Raw genomic sequence first — 17,535 nt, forward strand, 5'->3', positions numbered from 1 at the left:
AGGAATTTATGGCAGAGACTAATTATTTTTATAATCAAAAGGTTTTAATTACTGGAGCAAATGGATTCATTGGATCTCATGTCGTGCAAAAAATGGTAAATGAAAAAGCTGATGTATCCATTATAGTTAGGGAATCATCCGATTTATGGAGAATTGAAGAATTAAAAAAGCATATTGACATCCATCTGATTGATTTAAGAGATTCCGTTTCAATAGACAATTTAGTAAAACAGATTAAGCCAGAATATATTTTTCATGTTGGTGCGTATGGGGTAGATTCTAGACAAAAGGATTATTTAACTGCAGTTAACACCAATATCATAGGGACTATGAATTTGTTAAATTCTTTAAAAGGTGTAGGGTGCAAGAAATTTATTAATGTAGGTACTTGTATGGAGTACGGTGATAAAAAGGATATTATCAAAGAGAACTCTCATTTAGAGCCCGATAGTATATACGGAAGTACTAAAGCCTCATCCTCCATTATTTCCCATCAAATTGCTGCGGAAAATGAAATAGATATTGTAACTCTGAGGCCTTTTGGTGTATTTGGAGAGAAAGAGGGAAGTCATAAATTCTTTCCTTATATTATTTTATCTAATTTAGAAGGCAAAGATGTTAATTTAACTCCGTGTGAACAATATCGGGATTATTGTTATATAGAAAATATTATTGAAGGTTTTATTTTGGCTGCCCAAAATGAAACTATTAAAAACGAAATATTTAATATCGGCAGTGGTACTATTTATAAGCTAAAGCACTATGTTGACATGATTTACAAGGAAATGAGCCCAAATAAAGAACCAAATTATGGTGCACTTACTTATAGGGAAAATGAAGTTTGGAGACAACAGCCTGATACCACTAAAATAAAAAACATTTTAAAATGGGAACCTAAAATAAGCCTCCATGATGGCATAAAACGAACCATTGATTGGTATACAAGAAATAAAGAAAAATTTATAGGAACAGGTAGATAAAAGAAGATGGTAATGGGGTGGGAAGGAGTTGTTATAATGGGGAGAGGATTTGAATTAATTTCCATTCAACCTTTTGAAGATAAGCGAGGAAGTCTAAAAAAAATTGTAATGAAAAGTCAGTTAGAGGAAGATATCCAAATTGAAGAGGTGTACTTACTGTATTCTGAAAAGGGAAGTGTTAGAGGGAACCACTATCATAAAAAAACTTTAGAGTATTTTGTGATTGTTAGTGGGAAGGCGAAGGTTGCACTGAAGAATCTTGATACAGGAACATTGGAAGAAATCAATATTTCATCAAGTGATAATTTGATTTTAAAAGTTACACCTTATGTAGTGCATGCTTTTAAAAACGAAGGGGATCTGCCGTTAGTCATGCTTGCCGTTTCATCCAAGGAATATAATAAACTTGATACAGATACATTCAATATGGAAATCTTACAATAAATAATTTTCATCTAAGGCCTGGAAATTACAAAAACTACCATCACCAGCGGTTGGGAATCTTATTTTTTATGTAATAGTTTGTGACCATATTTTGATTATATATTTTTTTTGATTATATTTGACCACAAATTAATCTCAATGTACTTTTGAAATTTTAGTAGCTGTTTGTTCTTTGAGTTACGAAGGTGTAGATATTCAAAATCAATGGTTTTATTAATAAATCTTTTTCTATTTTATTTTGTCTGCGAATTTGTTTGTTTATATATGAGTGACTTTCGTGCCGATCACTTGCCGTTTTCGGTATAGTTTATATTATCGAATATTGACGAGTATATTTTTGAAACATTGATTTAAAGCCTTTATTTGTTTTATATTTAATTCTACTTTATTTATAATTAATGAAATTCGAGATGGAAGGATCAATTGGCTAATATTCTTTAATGATAAGAAGGCGAACTACTTTAGTTCGTCTTCTTTTTTGATCTAATCTACCTAATGTAATAAAAGGGATGATCGAATTTATGTTTTATTTGTGACAATTAAAATCTATAATTAATTAAGTTTGTTTAGTTTTTATCAAAGAATGGAGTGGTTAGATGAATTTTAATCTGAATGAAGCAATTGAGGTTTTAGAACGCACCCCACTAACATTAGAATATTTTTTATCAGGTCTTTCCAATAGATGGTTACAAAGTGATGAAGGTGAAGGAACTTGGAATGTTTCTGAAGTAATTGATCACCTAATAGAAGCAGAGGAAACAAATTGGATGGCAAGAATTGAATGCATTCTAGGTGAAGATGAAAATAAACATTTTCCTTTATTTGATCGTTTTTCGCACTTAAATAAAGAACAGACTATGCCGATTGAAGAGAGATTGCTTAAATTTAAGTCAATTAGGGCTCAAAATATCGCAAAAATACAACTTCTAATAGCCCCTGAAGATCATCTTGAGTTAACTGGTATTCATCCTGAATTTGGCATTGTTAAACTTAGAGAATTGTTGTCTACTTGGGTTGTCCATGATTTGACACATATCAGTCAAATAGTCAGGGTAATGTCAAAGAGTTACTCAGAAGATGTTGGACCATGGAAAGAATATTTAAGTATACTTAAAAAGTAGAATTTCATCATGATAGTATCAATGAGAATCCGATCAACAGTACTCGAAGAAATTCGAGTTTTTTTGTGTTAAACTATTACTTATTATAAAGAGAGATTAATTCAATAAACGTTTCATAAGGGGAGAATTAACGGTTGGACATTATATTACAAGTTCTTATACTACTTAGTATAGGATTGGCAGCAGGAACAGTTGGTTCGCTTATTGGTCTAGGCGGAGGAATTATTATTGTTCCAATGCTTTTAAATATAGATCGGTTTTTATCTGCTTTTCATACGGTACCAATTCATGTTGCAGTTGGTACGTCTTTAATTACAATTGTATTTTCCTCACTTTCATCTACGCTTGCTTACCATAAACAAAGAAGAATTGATTTTAAGAGTGGTCTTTTATTTTTAATCGGAAGCGTTCCTGGGAGTTTGCTGGGTACTTATATAAATTCGCTTTTAAATACTGAACGTTTTACATTATTTTTTGGGATTCTTTTAGTTTGTATTTCAGCATTTCTATTTGTTTCAACTAAACTGAATAAAAAATCCAAAGAATTACATAAAGGTGTTATTCGAACATATACAAATGATAAAGGTGAAGCATATACATATAGTTATAGTCTACCATTGGCTATCACGTTATCTATGTTGATTGGTTTAATCTCAGGTATATTTGGGATTGGTGGAGGAATTATGTTGGTCCCTATGATGGCCTTTTTATTTGGTTTTCCTCCACAAATGGCTGTCGCAACATCGATGTTTGTTGTGATGTTTACGACTCTTGGTAGCTCTATTTCGTATTTAGCAATAGGAGAAGTAAACTTTTATTATGCACTTTTATTAATACCAGGCGCATGGTTTGGTGGGAAAATTGGGGCACTAATCAATCGAAAATTAAAAACGGAAACAATTGCATTACTGTTAAGACTAGTCGTTTTATTTTATGGAATAAAATTAATGATAGAAAATATTTAACGAAGGAGTGGAACAATGGATTCAAATAATCAAAATATAAATATTCGATTGTTCCATACAAATGACATTCATAGTCACTTTGAAACTTGGCCTACAATTGTGGGGCTATTAAAATCGAAAAGAGAACTTGCTAGAACAAATGGTGAAGAATATCTAACCTTTGATATTGGAGACTTCGTCGACCGATTTCATCCGATTTCTGAAGCAACTATAGGAAAAGGGAATGTAAATCTATTAAATGAAGCAGAGTATGATGCTGTTACGATTGGTAATAATGAAGGAATAACTTTAGCTAAAGAGGATTTACTAAAATTATATGAGCATGCAAGTTTTGACGTTTTAGTAGGTAACTTATCGATCAATGAGGAAAATTCGAAAGCATTCAGTAAGCCATATGAAATCTATGAGAGAAATGGCTTGAAAATTGGCGTTATTGGATTAACGATTTCTTATCCAGTTTTTTATGAATGTCTTGGTTGGAGTATTCAAGACCCTATAGAAAGTCTAGAACAAATACTCCCGATCGTTACTGAACAGTCAGATATCGTTATCGTACTTTCACATTTGGGGTTAAAATTCGATCAAATGATTGCAGAACAATTTAAGGGAATCGATGTGATTCTCGGTGCCCATACACATCATTTGCTACCGAACGGTGAGTATGTAGAAAATACATTATTATGTGGAACTGGCAAATATGGAAATTATCTTGGTGAAGTATTGTTGACTGTGAACAAGCAGACGAAACAAATAATCAATAAAACTGCATCGGTTATAGAAATACATAATATACCGAAACATTACCAAGATGAATCTACAAGCCATTATTTAGCGTATTTAATGAGAATGAGCGAAGAAATTCTTAGTGAACCTATTGCTCTAATTCAAAAAAACTTAACAACAAACTGGTTTAAAGAAAGTTTACTACCAAAAATTTTGGCTAATTCTTTAAAGCAGTGGACTGAAGCTGATATTAGTTTGATTAATGCTGGAATTCTACTAGATGGCCTAAACAAAGGTATAGTAACGAAAGGTCATATTCATCGTATTTGTCCACATCCGATCAATCCATGTACAGTTTATTTAACAGGAGCTGAATTACTAGAAGTAATCAATCTTGGAGAAGAAAAAGAGCTGGTACATTTAAAAATGAAGGGTTTAGGTTTCAGGGGTAAAGTGATTGGGATGATGGTATACGATGGGGTCACAATCATAAATAGGCATGTAAAACGCCATTTTTACCGTGAAGACATTTTTATTAATGGTGAAATGTTAGAGTTATCGAGAAACTACAGTATTGGCACATTAGATTTATTTACATTCGGAAAATTATTTCCTCAAATAAGTGCAGCGAAAAATAAGAAATACTATATGCCTGAATTTATCCGAGATGTATTACTTTGGGCTGTAAAAAGTATGTAAATTTGTATGGTAGACAGGTTCATTTATTAAATTTTTCTCATATTTTAGAATGAGAAAGGAGCGGTGAACTTGATTCAATTAACACCTATTAAGATTGAGGATCATACATTTAATGCGGTAACTGTCCTTCTTCCAAAAACAACTTTATTAGTCGTTATGAATGATAAAGGGTATATCATGTGTGGGGCTTTAGATGTCGCTCTTTTAAATGAGAGGCTTCTTGATCGCAAAATTATTGCCGGCCGTGCAGTCGGAGTCAAAACAATTGAAGAGTTATTAAATGCCCCATTAGAATCAATTACTGTTGAAGCCGAAAGACTCGGGATTCAAAAAGGTATGATTGGAAGGGAAGCATTACTAAAAATGTTATAAAATCGGCCACTAAATTTCGTTTAGTGGCTTAATTTTTTCAGAATTTAACCGTTATAAATAGTATAATAAAATAAAATATAGTCAGAAAAAGTAGAAAAATCTATTCAGGTGCTAAAAATCAACTAGAATCTTAAAAAGAAATGACATCACGAATTTACTCATCTGAGGAACCATATATTTAATAAAAAGTATATCAGGGAGAAAACTATGAGAATTGTCGTGACTTCAACTCTTGTTCCAGGCACACTTTTAGGGAAGCCAATTTATAATGAACAGGGAAAAATTTTAGTTAATGCTAATGTTCCTTTAACAGTGATGATGATTAATCGTCTGCATAAGTTAGGTATATCCTATGTCTTCATTCACGATCCTCTTTCTGATGGCTTAGAATTAGACTCTACTATTTCAGACGAGCTTAGAATTGAGAGTACCAAAAAAATTGAAGATGCTTTTGTAAAATTTAAAAATGAAGAGCTTCATCTTAGATGGCTTTCACTAGAAAAGTCTGCTCCTGAATTAAAAGGCATAATTGAATCATTGTTAAAAGAATTAAAGAATAACAATGATATGCTTTCACTATTAACAGACGTATTTTCTTATGATGAGTATATATTTACTCACTCATTAAATGTAACAATGTACTCACTAGCAATTGGAACGAAATTAGGGTTAAATAAAAGTCAATTAGATTTATTAGGTCTTGGGGCACTGTTACATGATGTAGGTAAAATGGTGGTGCCGAATCAAATTTTAGATAAACCAGAACGTTTAACTGAAGAAGAGTATGAATTAATTAAAAAACATACGACTGCTGGATATGCAATTCTTAGAGAAGTTCCTAATATTCATTCAGTTGTGGCGATTTGTGCACTACAACATCATGAACGTATAAATGGAAGCGGTTATCCAAAAGGGATATCTGGAGAAGAAATGCATCTGTACTCTAAAATTATAGCAATTTCAGATGTTTTTGACGCGGTTACTTCTAACAGAGTATATAGAAAAGCAATGCTACCTCACGAAGGATTAGAGCTCTTATACAGCGGTAGTCATAAGTTATTTGACGCAAAATTAGTCCGATTATTCAGAGATTCATTATCGATTTATCCTACAGGCTTAACTGTTCAATTAAATGATGGTCGTCGTGGAATTGTTGCTAGACAAAATGCAGCATCAACTGACCGTCCAATTATCCGAATTATTGAAGAAAATGGATATGAAGTAAGTATTCCATACGAAGTGAATTTATTTGATGATCTGCATTTATTGATTACAGAATGTGATACAACTTTAAAGCAAAGAGTATTTCAATAAAAAGATGTTCCATGTAAGATGGAACATCTTTTTTGTATGGAAGAGAAGATGAATGAACATGCCATGACATGCATACCCATTTAATAGGGGGGCATGGAAACGGATGAAAAAATTTAAACACAAACGTGTTCCAGGAAATAGATTTATTACAAAAAAAAAATCACAGGGTGTTTTTAAATCCAATTCTTTTAAATCAATTCCAGTTTTACAATCATTTCGAAAAAAGTTACCTAATAAGTATGTCGTTATTATTTTGTTACTACTTATTTTTGGGTGTTATGGTTTTTGGAAAATTGATAAGATTTTTTCTCCTACAATTTTAAAGTATTCAGAAAAGCAAACGAAAAGAATTGCAAATCTTGTCATTAATGAAGCTTATGAATCTGCTTCAAAAGAGCTAGAAGGGCAGGATATTATAATTCGTGATGTTGATCAAAATGGTAAAACAGTCATTAGTACAAATACTTATTTAATCAATAAAATAATCGGTTCAACGACAAGTAATGTTGAAGAGAACATTAGAAGAGTTGAACAAGGAGATCTTTCATTTCTATCTTTATCCAAATCTGAATTAAAGAAGATGAAAAGTGATAATGAAGGATTTTATATAGACGTGCCAATTGGGGTCATGACAAACACCGTATTGTTAGGAAGACTTGGCCCGACAATTCCTGTACGATTCTCTGTAGTAGGTGATGCAGTTGCAAATGTGTCACAAAAGGTAAAGCCATTTGGATTTGATAATTCAGTTGTAGAAATTATCATGAATGTAGAAGTAAATATGAATGTCATTATTCCATTTACGTCCAAATCGACAAAGGTTAAAGTACAAGTGCCAATTGCGTCTGAGATTATTGACGGGGAAGTTCCAAGCTATATTCCTTTTGCCCCAAATCAAACGACGCCTAATACGACTAATAAAAAATAGGATCTGATGTATTTAGCTAAATAAACAATTATATTAACAGAGTCAAAAAATAAAAAGCAGACACTACAATGTCTGCTTTTTATTTTGATCAGCTACTTCTTCGTGCTAAGCGATCTTGCCTTTCCCATAATCGAAGCCTTGGAAATGGATCATAAGACCATTCTGAATAACCATTATCCTTGTAAATTCCGTAATGTAGATGTGGAGGGAATTTGCCTGATGTTCCAGGAGGACCGTATCCAGTACTGCCTACATAACCAATAATTGTTCCCGGCTCTACTACCTGACCCTTTAGTATTTCTTTATTAAATCCACCTAAATGTGCATAGTAATGATAGTTATTATTTAAGTCGCGAATTCCAATTCTCCACCCACCAATACGGTTCCAACCTTTTGTTTCAATAACGCCATAGCAGGTTGCTCTAACCGGTGTACCATAGTTTGCGAAAATATCTGTCCCTTCATGTACTCTTCGTCCTCCAAAGCTACGAGGAGCACCCCAAGTACTTCTATAACTATGTTCACTACGGATTGGTAGCGGGAAAGCATTTCCTGTAATATTGAGTTTTCCATAGTATTGATATATACGTGCATATTCATCGATTATATCTACAGTAATCGCTCTTTGGTAATAATCCCATAACATCATTCTAATGTACTGCCTTGAAGGTCCATAGAAATGTAAACGATGTATGAATGCAAATAATAAGTCTTCGTCATCTTGGATTGAAGCTTTACCATCGTTATTACCATCCATTCCTATTCCACCAAATAAATGAATGGTTGGAAGGTAAGAGTCTTCTTTAACTGGATTGACTAATCCGCTCCAGTCTTCAGGCTTAATATAAATTGAAAGTACGCCCTTTTCACGTTTAGGAATATCATTTCTTACACTTCGAACGTTTCGCTCATATGTATCAATTGCTGCGAAATAGTACCATGGAATAAAAGTTAATGCTTCACCTTTTTTATATAATGACATTCGTTCCAGGTCTAACTTTGCCTGGTCAATTTCCTCAGCACCTGCAAATGATGGTGTTATGAAGATAACCACCATACAAAAGAGTACAATTATTTTTTTCAAAACCATCATCCCTTAATTAGATTTTCTTCTTTAGTTTGGTTAAAGGAGCGACTTTCATAGATGGAAATTATAGGGAGATACAGACGAAAGTTTTTCATCTCTGTGAAAAATGTAGTAATATATAGTAATATTGGAATTGATATTGAAATATGTCGTAAACGATAAACGTTGGAGGAATTTCAAATGGCATCAAAAAAAGAAGATTATTTGAGAAAGCCTGAATGGCTAAAAATAAAATTAAACACGAATGAATCGTATACTGATTTAAAAAAGATGATGCGTTCAAAAAATCTTCACACAGTATGTGAAGAAGCTCGTTGTCCAAATATCCATGAATGCTGGGCAGTAAGAAAAACTGCTACATTTATGATTTTAGGAGCAATTTGTACACGAGCTTGCCGTTTCTGTGCTGTTAAAACAGGCTTACCAACTGAACTGGATTTACAAGAGCCAGTACGTGTTGCAGAATCAGTTACACAAATGAATTTAAAACACGTAGTTATTACTGCAGTTGCACGTGATGATCTAAGAGATGGTGGAGCGGCGGTATTTGCTGAAACCGTTAAAGAAGTAAGAAAAGCAAATCCTTTTACTACGATTGAAGTATTACCTTCTGATATGGGTGGTAAATTTGAAAACCTAAAAATGTTAATGGACGCTAAGCCTGATATTATGAATCATAATATCGAAACTGTACGTGAATTAACACCACGTGTGCGTGCAAGAGCAACTTATGAAAGATCTCTTGAATTTTTACGTAGAGCAAAAGAAATTAATCCGGATATTCCAACTAAATCAAGTATCATGCTTGGTCTAGGAGAAACAAATGAACAACTTTATGAAGCGATGGATGATTTACGCGCTGCAGGTGTAAACATTATTACGCTTGGACAATATTTACAACCAACGAAAAACCATTTACCAGTTAAAAAATATTACACTCCTGACGAATTTGCAGCGCTTAAAGAGGTTGCACTAGGAAAAGGATTCTCACACTGTGAATCTGGACCATTAGTTCGTTCATCTTACCATGCTGATGAGCAAGTTCAATCAGCTAAACAGGCACAATAATTAAAATAAAAAGCACTAGCTAAGCTAGTGCTTTTTCAAATTGATATTAATGTGGATCATTAGCCATTTTATCGAAATGTAAGCTTTGTTTATCAACGTCGAAACCTTCTGCTAAGAATTTAATTTTTTCCTCTAATTGTGCGTCAGTTAAATCACCATATTTTTGAAGTTCTTCAATATTATTAAAATTTTCTACTCTATTTGAAGTGTAAATATGATAGTAACTAGGTAAAGCAGAGCGGGCAGTTTTTTCAACTTGATGTCTAACTTTGTTTTGATCATCATGTGTACTATAAGCGATAAAGACTTCTTGATCAGTTACAAATGTAGCAGCATCATCAACTGAAGGAAGTTTAACTTCTAAATAAGAAATAAATTTTGCTACTTCCTGTTTATCGATTTTTAAAGTATATTCGCCATCTCTACCTGAAACCTCTTGCTTTTGTAGCCTAGAAAAGCCATAATCTTTGTAAGAAGATTCTTCTTTATTGTTCACATCACCTAGTTCCATTGGTGCTGTATTTAACTTTTTAGGCGTATTTGTTCTTTTCTCATCTTTATAAGATGTATCCTCATATTCAAATTGTCTAGATTGACTTGGACCAAATGAACAACCACCTAAAAATGATAAAGTGATAAAACAAACTAAAATTTTGCGCATACGTAAAACCACCTTTTATTAGGATTGTAAAATTAGTATGCCAAATAAGTTGATTACATATTTATGGGAGTATAAGGAAGGAGAAATAATATGGTTTGCATTCAAAATACTTGTTATGAAATTGTTGAAGACTATCGTGAAGGCTTTAATGAAGAAGCTTTTAAAGCGAGATATGCAGAAATCCTTTCGAAGTACGATTATATCGTAGGCGATTGGGGATATGAGCAATTGCGCTTAAGAGGATTTTTTGATGACTCGCAAAAAAATGTACCATATGATTCTAAAATTAGTACATTGCGTGAATATATTTATGAATATTGCAATTTTGGATGTAAATATTTTGTCGTGAAAAAGATTAAAAACTAATTGGTGGGTAGGACCCATCAATTTTTTTTATTTCATTTTTGTGGATAATTATTTTTAGATTTTTTTAAATAGTAAAAAACCATGTGGATAAGTGTGAAAAATGAGATTAGTTTGTGAATAAGTTAGAACTTAATCACAAAAAGAGTGGACAACTTCAATTGTTATCCACTCTTTTTCAATTCGACTAAGGTTATCCACAAAAACATTTAAATTAATAAATTATTTCACTAAGGAAATCTAATAGCTCTGCAGCTTTTTCTTCTGTGATTCCAAAAGCAAATTCTAAATAACCTTCTTCTTTTAAATCATCTGATCCAATAATTGCAAAACGGTTACTTTGAATGTCTAATACAATAACTTTTCCGTAGTGACGATCAGAATAAATTAAGGCAAGGTCATGCCTTTCTTCATCTCCCATAAAGCTCAGAAATCTTGTTTTCGCTTGAGTTACATCATCATATAAGAAAAAACGTTCACCCATTATTTGTTACCCCCTAATAGTATCATTCAATATATTTTCTTAAAATATTTACATTTTTGATGGGATTTTCAATTTGAGTAAACATATATGATGTTGTTTTAACTACAAAGTTCCCAATCATTTACCTATCTACTATATCAAATATCGAGCAGAAACGCTTTCATTGATGTCGATTTTTTTCGAATTTAGCTATAAAATAAATATATGTTCATAAAATGTAGAAGATAGAACTTAGAAGGAAGTGTACATATGTACTTTATTAATCGTCAAAGTATTATTGATCGAATAGAAGTAATCAACTCAATGCTTAATTATTATGATTCAAATTGTAAACCAATTAATCAAACTGAGGTGCTTGCATTTGAAAGAATGGCGCAGCTTTTTATCGACAGTATTTTAGACATTGGTAATGCAATGATTGACGGATTCATTATGAGGGATCCTGGTAGTTATGATGATATTGTTGATATATTAATGGACGAAAAAGTAATTACGAAAGAATTAGGAGAAGCAATTAAAAAACTAATACCAATTCGTAAGCATTTATTACAGGATTATACAACAACAATTACCGAAACAATCATGTCTACTTTTTCAGAAAATATTAGTGCATATAAAGAATTTCCAATTGCAGTAGATACTTATTTGAATAAAGAGCTTGGTGTCGTAAATGCTTTTAGTAGCGACAAAGAGAAATAAAAGGGATTAAAAGGATTGAAGGAGTGTCAACATGAAGCAGTATAAAGGATATTTAATTGACTTAGACGGTACCATGTATCGTGGTGAAGAACAAATTGAAGAGGCTAGTCGATTTATAGAAGCACTAAAAGAAAAAGGGATTCCTTATTTATTTGTAACAAATAACTCAACACGTAAACCAGAACAAGTTGCAGATAAGCTTAATCGCTTTAATATTCCTACGACAAAGGAACAAGTATTTACAACAAGTAATGCAACAGCTAATTATATAAAAGAACAGAAAGAAAATGCATCAGTTTATATGATAGGTGAAGAGGGGCTTACATTTGCTTTGGAGGAGGTTGGCTTAAGAATCACTGATAATCAACCAGATTTTGTTGTAAGTGGTCTAGATCGAGATATCAATTATGAGAAATTAGCGAAAGCATGCCTTGCAGTTAGAAATGGTGCCACATTTATTTCTACAAATGGTGATATTGCACTTCCAACTGAAAGAGGACTATTACCTGGCAATGGATCATTAACATCTGTGATTGCAGTTTCTACGACAGTTAAACCAATTTTTATTGGTAAACCTGAATCAATTATTATGGAACAAGCATTAAAAGTACTAGGAGTGCCAAAAGAAGATACGCTAATGGTTGGTGATTATTATGATACCGATATTTTAGCTGGAATTAATACTGGTATAGATACTTTACTTGTACATACGGGTGTAACGACGAAAGAAATGTTAGCTGATTATGAAAAGCAACCTACTTATTCAGTTCACTCATTAGAAGAATGGTTACAATATATTTAATAAAAAAGAAAACGACCGTAGCAAAATGAAAAAGCACTCAGCTTATTAGCCGAGTGCTTTTTATATTTTTTATTTATCATCTTTACGTTCATCTGAGTTTTTATGTGCTGCACGATGAGCCAATCTGCTAGATGCTGCAGCTGCAATTGCACCAACAATGTCATCTAGAAACGTATGAACCATACCAGTCGACTTATCATTTAATCTTTCTAAAATGCCAGGCTTCATTTTATCGATATAACCATAATTGGTAAAACCAATCGAGCCATAAACATTTACGATCGAAAGGGCAATGATTTCGTCTATTCCGTATAAGCCTTCATCTCTCTTAATGATGGATAATAAAGGCTCCTGCAATTTATTTTGCTCACCTAATATATCTAACTCAATACCGGTAATGATGGCATTTTGTATTTCACGCTTTGTTAAGACCCTTTTAACATTGTGTAAACACTCTTCCATCGACAAATCATCATGATATTTACTTTGTAAAAAATAAACTAAATCGGCAATATCATCAAGCGTTACACCTCTTTTTTCTAATAATGATAGTGCAGTCTTCTCTAGATCGTGATTTAAAAATTCCATGTCATCACCTTTTCCTTATCAATTAATTTATTTAGTGGGAATGTAACTAAAATTGAATGAACTACTGAAACGATTAGAAATATGCAAGGATATAGAGCCAAATATTTAATTAAACAGAGGTTTAAATATATATGATTCTAGATTGAATATAATTCCCCTTTATAAAAATATGTTAATCAGTAAAATGTACTCAATTTATAAAAAAAAATTACCTTTTAGGGGCTCCAACCATATTTCAAAATCACTTAAATAAACAAATTTCGAATAGTTTATTCCTAATCTAACTCTAGATATGTTTTCAAGTTTTAAGAATATTTATAGCTTTTTTTCTATGTTAGTTCTTACCAATACTTTATGAAAAATGTAGTAAATGTTTTCTTGGTAAGGAAGAACAAGCTGTTTTTCGTCTTGCTTATTGGAGCAAACCAGTCGCCTCCACCTTTCGAATTGTCTAGTTCCGGCTCCTAGCTCCTCGAGGTCATATGTCAAACCCCAGTAAAGGTAAAAAGCACCATTACTGGTTTTTGTCTTATGCTTGTCGGAGCAAACCAGTCGCCTCCACCTTTCTATATTTATACGTCATTTTCACCTTTTTTGTGAAGGGTCATTCGGTTTATGTTTTAAAGTGAAAGTATGGGTACAGGTTTTGGAGTTTGTGACATATACATTAATAAGTAGTAATTTAAAGGATGTGAGTGATGATGTTTATTAGAAATCAAAACATCATTCAAGATTTGTTTCATCATTATCAAATTCAACCAGCTGAGCTTCTTTCAGTTCAGTCATATTACATGTTTTGGCAGAGGAATAGAGTGTATTTTCTTGTGCCAATTGGAAATTTAAAAGAAGATGATTTACAGGAAATGAAAAGACTGAGTGATTTTATGAGTACAACGGGTGATCAAACAGTTGCAACATTTGTTCAAAATGTTCAAGGGTATTATGTAAGTAAGATTGGTGGTAGTAATTATTCTTTATTTAAAAGTTTTCGTCAAAGTGATAGAGGAACAAGCACGAACTTTGGAGAAGAATTAGCAGTTTTTCATTTGCGTGGTAAGAAGTATAGCGAGGATTTAAAGCAGTTAAAGAGAATTGGTCAATGGAAGTCTTTATGGGAGAAACGCTTAGAGCAGTTAGAAAGATTTTGGCAAAAGAAGGTGAATAGTCATCCTGAAAATTATTTTGAACAAATCTTCATCGAATCTTTTCCATACTATCTTGGAATGACGGAGAATGCGATTCAATATGTTGTGGATACGGAATTAGATGACACCCCTCAAATTGTTGATTCCGCGACGATTTGTCATCAAAAAATGGCTGAAAGAAAAATGAAAGAAATACATTTTGCAAAAATACCTTCAGAATGGATTTATGATCATCCTTCTAGGGATCTAGCGGAGTGGGTTAGAGATGAATATTTAGAAAACAGCGGCGGGAATTATCGAAAAAAAATACTCTCATTTTTGTATAGTTATGAAAAGAAAAGTCCTTTATCAACATTTTCTTGGCGATTATTATATGCAAGACTTCTATTCCCAGTACATTATTTTGAAACGATTGAGGGCTATTATTTATCTAAGACAGATGCGGATCGAAAAAGGCATGAGCGTAAGCTAGTTACTTATTTGGAAACAACAAGTGAGTTTGAATCGTTTTTAGGTAACTTCTATGAAATGATTGGTCTGCCAATCGTTAAATTAGGAATTAGAGAAATTAATTGGTTAAAGTAAAAAAGAGAAGGGATCTCCCTTCTCTCACGTTTCTTCACCTACTTGCGATGCTCATTACCGTATAGGTAAATCCGCTCCTAATTCGGCTTGCGCTCGAAAGACAAGTGTTTACAATCAGTCTGATTCTCTTGTTTTTAGAACTTTGCGAACAAATTAAAAAAGAGAAGGGAATCTCCCTTCTCTTTAATGAATTGAATTAGAATACTTGCTCTACTTCAATTACACCAGGTACCTCTTCTAATAGAGCACGTTCAATACCAGCTTTTAAAGTAATTGTTGAACTTGGGCAGCTTCCACATGCACCTAAAAGGCGTAGTTTAACAATGCCATCCTCAATATCAACTAAATCAACGTCTCCACCATCGCGAAGAAGAAATGGTCTTAATTTATCTAATACTTCTTGTACTTGTTCTTTCATGTCCATACTTATCGACTCCTTTCACTAATTTTATTATAATCAGTTAAGAGGAAAAAATCTATTACAGAGTACTTTGAGTTGTGTAATTTTTAGGACACACAGTTATTGTATGCTAGGAGGAGAAAATGAGTAATAAAATTTTAGTGGAAGTTTTTGGGGCTGAAGTAATTTGTGCAAGTTGTGTAGGAATGCCATCTTCAATCGAAACATTTGAATGGCTTCAAGCAGCACTACAAAGAAAGTACCCTGACATAGCATTTGATTTTCAATATATCGATATTTTTAATGTTGATAATAATGAAAAAGAAGATTTTGCAGAAAGAGTTAGAAATGATGAATTTTTCTACCCAGTCGTGTTAGTAAATGGAACAGTTGTTGGAGAAGGTAATCCAAAACTGAAAGACGTATATCAAGCAATTGAACAATAATGTTGGTACCTCTTTATGCAAATAAGGAGGTTTTTTTTAATGTAGTTTTAATAATGTTCAAGATTTCTATGTAAAATGGACTAATTTACATGTTAAAATAGAAGTGGAAGATAAATTACAAAATTTGGCATATATATAGACTGGGAGGAGGGGTGGTATGGTCGCAATTAGCTTATTTGTAATTGGCGTTATATTAGTTATTATTGAAATGTTTTCAATTACTTTTGTTTTTTTATGGATTGGAATAGCGTGTATTTTAGCAGCAATCGTAAGCTATTTAACTGGCTCGAACATCTTAACTTTTATTACTTTTATAATATGTGCACTTATTCTTTGGTTAAGTACAAAGAATTTTGCCAAGAGAATACATCAACATAAAACGATAGAAAATGGTGTAAATTCTTTAATTGGTAAGGAAGTAATTGTATCATCCATTGAATTGACAGATGATACATTAGGCACTACAAAGGTTTATGGAGATGAGTGGACTATTCGCTCGACCGAACCACTAGTATTAAGTGAAAAGGTTGTTGTAACAAAAATAGAAGGTGCAACATTATACGTAACAAATATTTAGTCAGGGGAGAAGTGGGTTATGTCTGAAATTCCATACGGTCCAATTATTATAGGGATTATTGTATTATTCGTCGTATTACTGTTATTATCGAGCATTCGAATTGTACGTCAATCTGAAGTTTATCTAGTTGAACGCTTAGGTAAATTTCATCGTAAATTAGAGAGTGGTATTCATATTGTCGTTCCATTTATTGAAAGAGTTGCAAGTAAAAAAACATTACGTGAAACAGTTGTGGATTTTCCACCACAATCAATGATTACGAAAGATAATGTAAGTATTCAAGTGGACTCAGTTGTGTTTTACCAAGTTACTGACGTTGTTCGACATGAGTATGAAATTGCAAACCCTCTTTCAGCGATTTCTAATCTAACTGCAACAACACTGCGTAACTTAATTGGGGAATTAGATTTAGATGAAACGTTAACAAGCCGTGATACGGTTAATAATAAATTACGTGCAATACTTGATCAAGCAACAGATAAATGGGGAATGAAAGTTAATCGTGTTGAGATTCGAAATATCATTCCACCGATTGATATTCAAAATGCAATGGAACGTCAAATGCAAGCAGAACGTACTCGTCGTGAAAAAGTTCTAAACGCCCAAGGTGAAAAGGAATCGAAAATTCTTAAAGCTGAAGGGGAAAAACAATCTCAAATTCTTGAAGCTGAAGGGCAACGTTTGAGCCAGATCGAAAGAGCGCGTGGAGATAAAGAGTCACAAGTGTTACGTGCAGAAGGGGAAGCAGAAGCAATCATTAAGCTTGCAGAAGCAAAAGCCCGCGGTGAACAAGTAGTATTAGATGTTTGGAGAGCTGCTTCACCTACAAAAGAAATGGTCCAATTACGTTCAATGGAAGCATTAGAAAAAGTAGCAAATGGAACTGCATCAAAACTTGTTATTCCGACGGATGCTACAAAGCTTTTAGGTATGGTTGAAAGTGTAAAAGAAGTTATGCGTTCAGATAGAACTGAACAATAAAATGAATGAAACAAAGACCCTTAGTGTTAGCTAAGGGTCTTTTGCTGTTTAAACGTTAGACATACAGTCACTATTAAAAATATCAAATGAATAGTTTAATTAC

Annotated in this window: 21 protein-coding genes; 16 read left to right on the forward strand and 5 right to left on the reverse strand. The window is 32.8% G+C overall.

Translation table 11 applies throughout. The features are described from left to right. Positions 1-8: 8 nt before the first annotated feature. From ABID96_RS02885 to yunB, 8 genes are all read left to right on the forward strand, one after another. Entirely contained in the window at positions 9-980 is a 972-nt protein-coding gene (locus ABID96_RS02885) for an NAD-dependent epimerase/dehydratase family protein (RefSeq protein WP_192603232.1), read from the forward strand. 36 nt (positions 981-1,016) lie between these two features. Beyond that, on the forward strand, positions 1,017-1,424 hold the full coding sequence (locus ABID96_RS02890) for a polysaccharide biosynthesis C-terminal domain-containing protein (RefSeq protein WP_192603231.1): 408 nt from the start codon (positions 1,017-1,019) through the stop codon (positions 1,422-1,424). Positions 1,425-2,020: 596 nt separating this feature from the next. Then, on the forward strand, positions 2,021-2,545 hold the full coding sequence (locus ABID96_RS02895) for a DinB family protein (RefSeq protein ID WP_192603230.1): 525 nt from the start codon (positions 2,021-2,023) through the stop codon (positions 2,543-2,545). Positions 2,546-2,679: 134 nt separating this feature from the next. After that, positions 2,680-3,510: a sulfite exporter TauE/SafE family protein gene (locus tag ABID96_RS02900; RefSeq protein WP_377896614.1), complete on the forward strand. Its 831-nt coding sequence runs from the start codon at positions 2,680-2,682 to the stop codon at positions 3,508-3,510. A 15-nt stretch (positions 3,511-3,525) separates the two neighbouring features. Continuing rightward, positions 3,526-4,932 (forward strand): bifunctional metallophosphatase/5'-nucleotidase, encoded by a 1,407-nt coding sequence (locus tag ABID96_RS02905; protein WP_192603229.1) that lies wholly within the window; start codon positions 3,526-3,528, stop codon positions 4,930-4,932. A 69-nt stretch (positions 4,933-5,001) separates the two neighbouring features. Beyond that, positions 5,002-5,304, forward strand: coding sequence for a YunC family protein (locus ABID96_RS02910; protein ID WP_088000554.1), 303 nt, complete (start codon positions 5,002-5,004; stop codon positions 5,302-5,304). 207 nt (positions 5,305-5,511) lie between these two features. Next, complete coding sequence (locus ABID96_RS02915; RefSeq protein ID WP_192603228.1) at positions 5,512-6,618, forward strand: HD-GYP domain-containing protein; 1,107 nt, start codon at positions 5,512-5,514, stop codon at positions 6,616-6,618. Between the two features lie 103 nt (positions 6,619-6,721). Further along, positions 6,722-7,546: a sporulation protein YunB gene (yunB, locus tag ABID96_RS02920; protein ID WP_192603227.1), complete on the forward strand. Its 825-nt coding sequence runs from the start codon at positions 6,722-6,724 to the stop codon at positions 7,544-7,546. An 88-nt stretch (positions 7,547-7,634) separates the two neighbouring features. On the opposite strand, the gene ABID96_RS02925 is transcribed toward yunB, so the two are convergent. Beyond that, the gene (locus tag ABID96_RS02925) at positions 7,635-8,636 is read right to left on the reverse strand and encodes a M23 family metallopeptidase (RefSeq protein ID WP_192603226.1); all 1,002 of its coding nucleotides are present in this window, start codon (positions 8,634-8,636) and stop codon (positions 7,635-7,637) included. A 177-nt stretch (positions 8,637-8,813) separates the two neighbouring features. Here ABID96_RS02925 and lipA point away from each other — a divergent pair, with 177 nt between their 5' ends. Next, complete coding sequence (gene lipA, locus ABID96_RS02930; RefSeq protein ID WP_192603225.1) at positions 8,814-9,701, forward strand: lipoyl synthase; 888 nt, start codon at positions 8,814-8,816, stop codon at positions 9,699-9,701. A 46-nt stretch (positions 9,702-9,747) separates the two neighbouring features. Here lipA and ABID96_RS02935 read toward each other — a convergent pair whose 3' ends face one another. Further along, positions 9,748-10,362, reverse strand: coding sequence for a YhcN/YlaJ family sporulation lipoprotein (locus tag ABID96_RS02935; protein WP_192603224.1), 615 nt, complete (start codon positions 10,360-10,362; stop codon positions 9,748-9,750). A gap of 90 nt (positions 10,363-10,452) precedes the next feature. Between ABID96_RS02935 and ABID96_RS02940 the strand changes: the two genes are divergently transcribed. Next, positions 10,453-10,728 carry a YutD family protein gene (locus tag ABID96_RS02940; protein WP_192603223.1) on the forward strand — a complete coding sequence of 92 codons (276 nt, stop codon included), beginning with the start codon at positions 10,453-10,455 and terminating at the stop codon, positions 10,726-10,728. Positions 10,729-10,939: 211 nt separating this feature from the next. Here ABID96_RS02940 and ABID96_RS02945 read toward each other — a convergent pair whose 3' ends face one another. Further along, positions 10,940-11,209, reverse strand: a complete 270-nt coding sequence (locus ABID96_RS02945; protein ID WP_192603222.1) for a DUF3055 domain-containing protein — start codon at positions 11,207-11,209, stop codon at positions 10,940-10,942. Between the two features lie 249 nt (positions 11,210-11,458). Between ABID96_RS02945 and ABID96_RS02950 the strand changes: the two genes are divergently transcribed. Both ABID96_RS02950 and ABID96_RS02955 read left to right on the forward strand, forming a co-directional pair. Next, positions 11,459-11,908 carry a DUF86 domain-containing protein gene (locus ABID96_RS02950; RefSeq protein WP_192603221.1) on the forward strand — a complete coding sequence of 150 codons (450 nt, stop codon included), beginning with the start codon at positions 11,459-11,461 and terminating at the stop codon, positions 11,906-11,908. 31 nt (positions 11,909-11,939) lie between these two features. Then, positions 11,940-12,710, forward strand: coding sequence for a TIGR01457 family HAD-type hydrolase (locus ABID96_RS02955; protein WP_192603220.1), 771 nt, complete (start codon positions 11,940-11,942; stop codon positions 12,708-12,710). A 69-nt stretch (positions 12,711-12,779) separates the two neighbouring features. On the opposite strand, the gene ABID96_RS02960 is transcribed toward ABID96_RS02955, so the two are convergent. Next, positions 12,780-13,298: a phosphatidylglycerophosphatase A family protein gene (locus ABID96_RS02960; RefSeq protein ID WP_192603219.1), complete on the reverse strand. Its 519-nt coding sequence runs from the start codon at positions 13,296-13,298 to the stop codon at positions 12,780-12,782. 698 nt (positions 13,299-13,996) lie between these two features. Between ABID96_RS02960 and yutH the strand changes: the two genes are divergently transcribed. After that, positions 13,997-15,028: a spore coat putative kinase YutH gene (yutH, locus tag ABID96_RS02965; RefSeq protein ID WP_377896617.1), complete on the forward strand. Its 1,032-nt coding sequence runs from the start codon at positions 13,997-13,999 to the stop codon at positions 15,026-15,028. A 196-nt stretch (positions 15,029-15,224) separates the two neighbouring features. Here the strand turns inward: yutH and ABID96_RS02970 are convergent, their stop codons facing one another. Further along, positions 15,225-15,452 carry a NifU family protein gene (locus ABID96_RS02970; protein WP_025671774.1) on the reverse strand — a complete coding sequence of 76 codons (228 nt, stop codon included), beginning with the start codon at positions 15,450-15,452 and terminating at the stop codon, positions 15,225-15,227. A gap of 119 nt (positions 15,453-15,571) precedes the next feature. On the opposite strand from ABID96_RS02970, the gene ABID96_RS02975 reads away from it, so the two are divergent. The 3 genes from ABID96_RS02975 (at position 15,572) to ABID96_RS02985 (ending at position 17,432) form a co-directional block, all read left to right on the forward strand. After that, positions 15,572-15,874, forward strand: coding sequence for a YuzD family protein (locus ABID96_RS02975; protein ID WP_192603218.1), 303 nt, complete (start codon positions 15,572-15,574; stop codon positions 15,872-15,874). A 157-nt stretch (positions 15,875-16,031) separates the two neighbouring features. Continuing rightward, entirely contained in the window at positions 16,032-16,451 is a 420-nt protein-coding gene (locus ABID96_RS02980) for an NfeD family protein (protein ID WP_192603217.1), read from the forward strand. An 18-nt stretch (positions 16,452-16,469) separates the two neighbouring features. Beyond that, on the forward strand, positions 16,470-17,432 hold the full coding sequence (locus ABID96_RS02985) for an SPFH domain-containing protein (protein ID WP_192603216.1): 963 nt from the start codon (positions 16,470-16,472) through the stop codon (positions 17,430-17,432). Positions 17,433-17,535 lie beyond the last annotated feature (103 nt).

This window comes from Gottfriedia sp. OAE603 (assembly GCF_040543965.1).
Lineage (GTDB): Bacteria > Bacillota > Bacilli > Bacillales > Bacillaceae_G > Gottfriedia > Gottfriedia solisilvae.

What these genes read in the sequence shown, in the direction of transcription:
- ABID96_RS02890 (WP_192603231.1), top strand. Translation starts at nt 1,017, where the DNA reads ATGGGGAGAGGATTTGAATTAATTTCCATTCAACCTTTTGAAGATAAG.
- ABID96_RS02960 (WP_192603219.1), bottom strand. Translation starts at nt 13,298, where the DNA reads ATGGAATTTTTAAATCACGATCTAGAGAAGACTGCACTATCATTATTA.
- ABID96_RS02915 (WP_192603228.1), top strand. Translation starts at nt 5,512, where the DNA reads ATGAGAATTGTCGTGACTTCAACTCTTGTTCCAGGCACACTTTTAGGG.
- ABID96_RS02985 (WP_192603216.1), top strand. Translation starts at nt 16,470, where the DNA reads ATGTCTGAAATTCCATACGGTCCAATTATTATAGGGATTATTGTATTA.
- ABID96_RS02935 (WP_192603224.1), bottom strand. Translation starts at nt 10,362, where the DNA reads ATGCGCAAAATTTTAGTTTGTTTTATCACTTTATCATTTTTAGGTGGT.
- ABID96_RS02940 (WP_192603223.1), top strand. Translation starts at nt 10,453, where the DNA reads ATGGTTTGCATTCAAAATACTTGTTATGAAATTGTTGAAGACTATCGT.
- ABID96_RS02945 (WP_192603222.1), bottom strand. Translation starts at nt 11,209, where the DNA reads ATGGGTGAACGTTTTTTCTTATATGATGATGTAACTCAAGCGAAAACA.
- ABID96_RS02955 (WP_192603220.1), top strand. Translation starts at nt 11,940, where the DNA reads ATGAAGCAGTATAAAGGATATTTAATTGACTTAGACGGTACCATGTAT.
- ABID96_RS02970 (WP_025671774.1), bottom strand. Translation starts at nt 15,452, where the DNA reads ATGGACATGAAAGAACAAGTACAAGAAGTATTAGATAAATTAAGACCA.
- ABID96_RS02980 (WP_192603217.1), top strand. Translation starts at nt 16,032, where the DNA reads ATGGTCGCAATTAGCTTATTTGTAATTGGCGTTATATTAGTTATTATT.
- ABID96_RS02885 (WP_192603232.1), top strand. Translation starts at nt 9, where the DNA reads ATGGCAGAGACTAATTATTTTTATAATCAAAAGGTTTTAATTACTGGA.
- yunB (WP_192603227.1), top strand. Translation starts at nt 6,722, where the DNA reads ATGAAAAAATTTAAACACAAACGTGTTCCAGGAAATAGATTTATTACA.
- lipA (WP_192603225.1), top strand. Translation starts at nt 8,814, where the DNA reads ATGGCATCAAAAAAAGAAGATTATTTGAGAAAGCCTGAATGGCTAAAA.
- ABID96_RS02895 (WP_192603230.1), top strand. Translation starts at nt 2,021, where the DNA reads ATGAATTTTAATCTGAATGAAGCAATTGAGGTTTTAGAACGCACCCCA.
- yutH (WP_377896617.1), top strand. Translation starts at nt 13,997, where the DNA reads ATGATGTTTATTAGAAATCAAAACATCATTCAAGATTTGTTTCATCAT.
- ABID96_RS02950 (WP_192603221.1), top strand. Translation starts at nt 11,459, where the DNA reads ATGTACTTTATTAATCGTCAAAGTATTATTGATCGAATAGAAGTAATC.
- ABID96_RS02975 (WP_192603218.1), top strand. Translation starts at nt 15,572, where the DNA reads ATGAGTAATAAAATTTTAGTGGAAGTTTTTGGGGCTGAAGTAATTTGT.
- ABID96_RS02925 (WP_192603226.1), bottom strand. Translation starts at nt 8,636, where the DNA reads ATGGTTTTGAAAAAAATAATTGTACTCTTTTGTATGGTGGTTATCTTC.
- ABID96_RS02905 (WP_192603229.1), top strand. Translation starts at nt 3,526, where the DNA reads ATGGATTCAAATAATCAAAATATAAATATTCGATTGTTCCATACAAAT.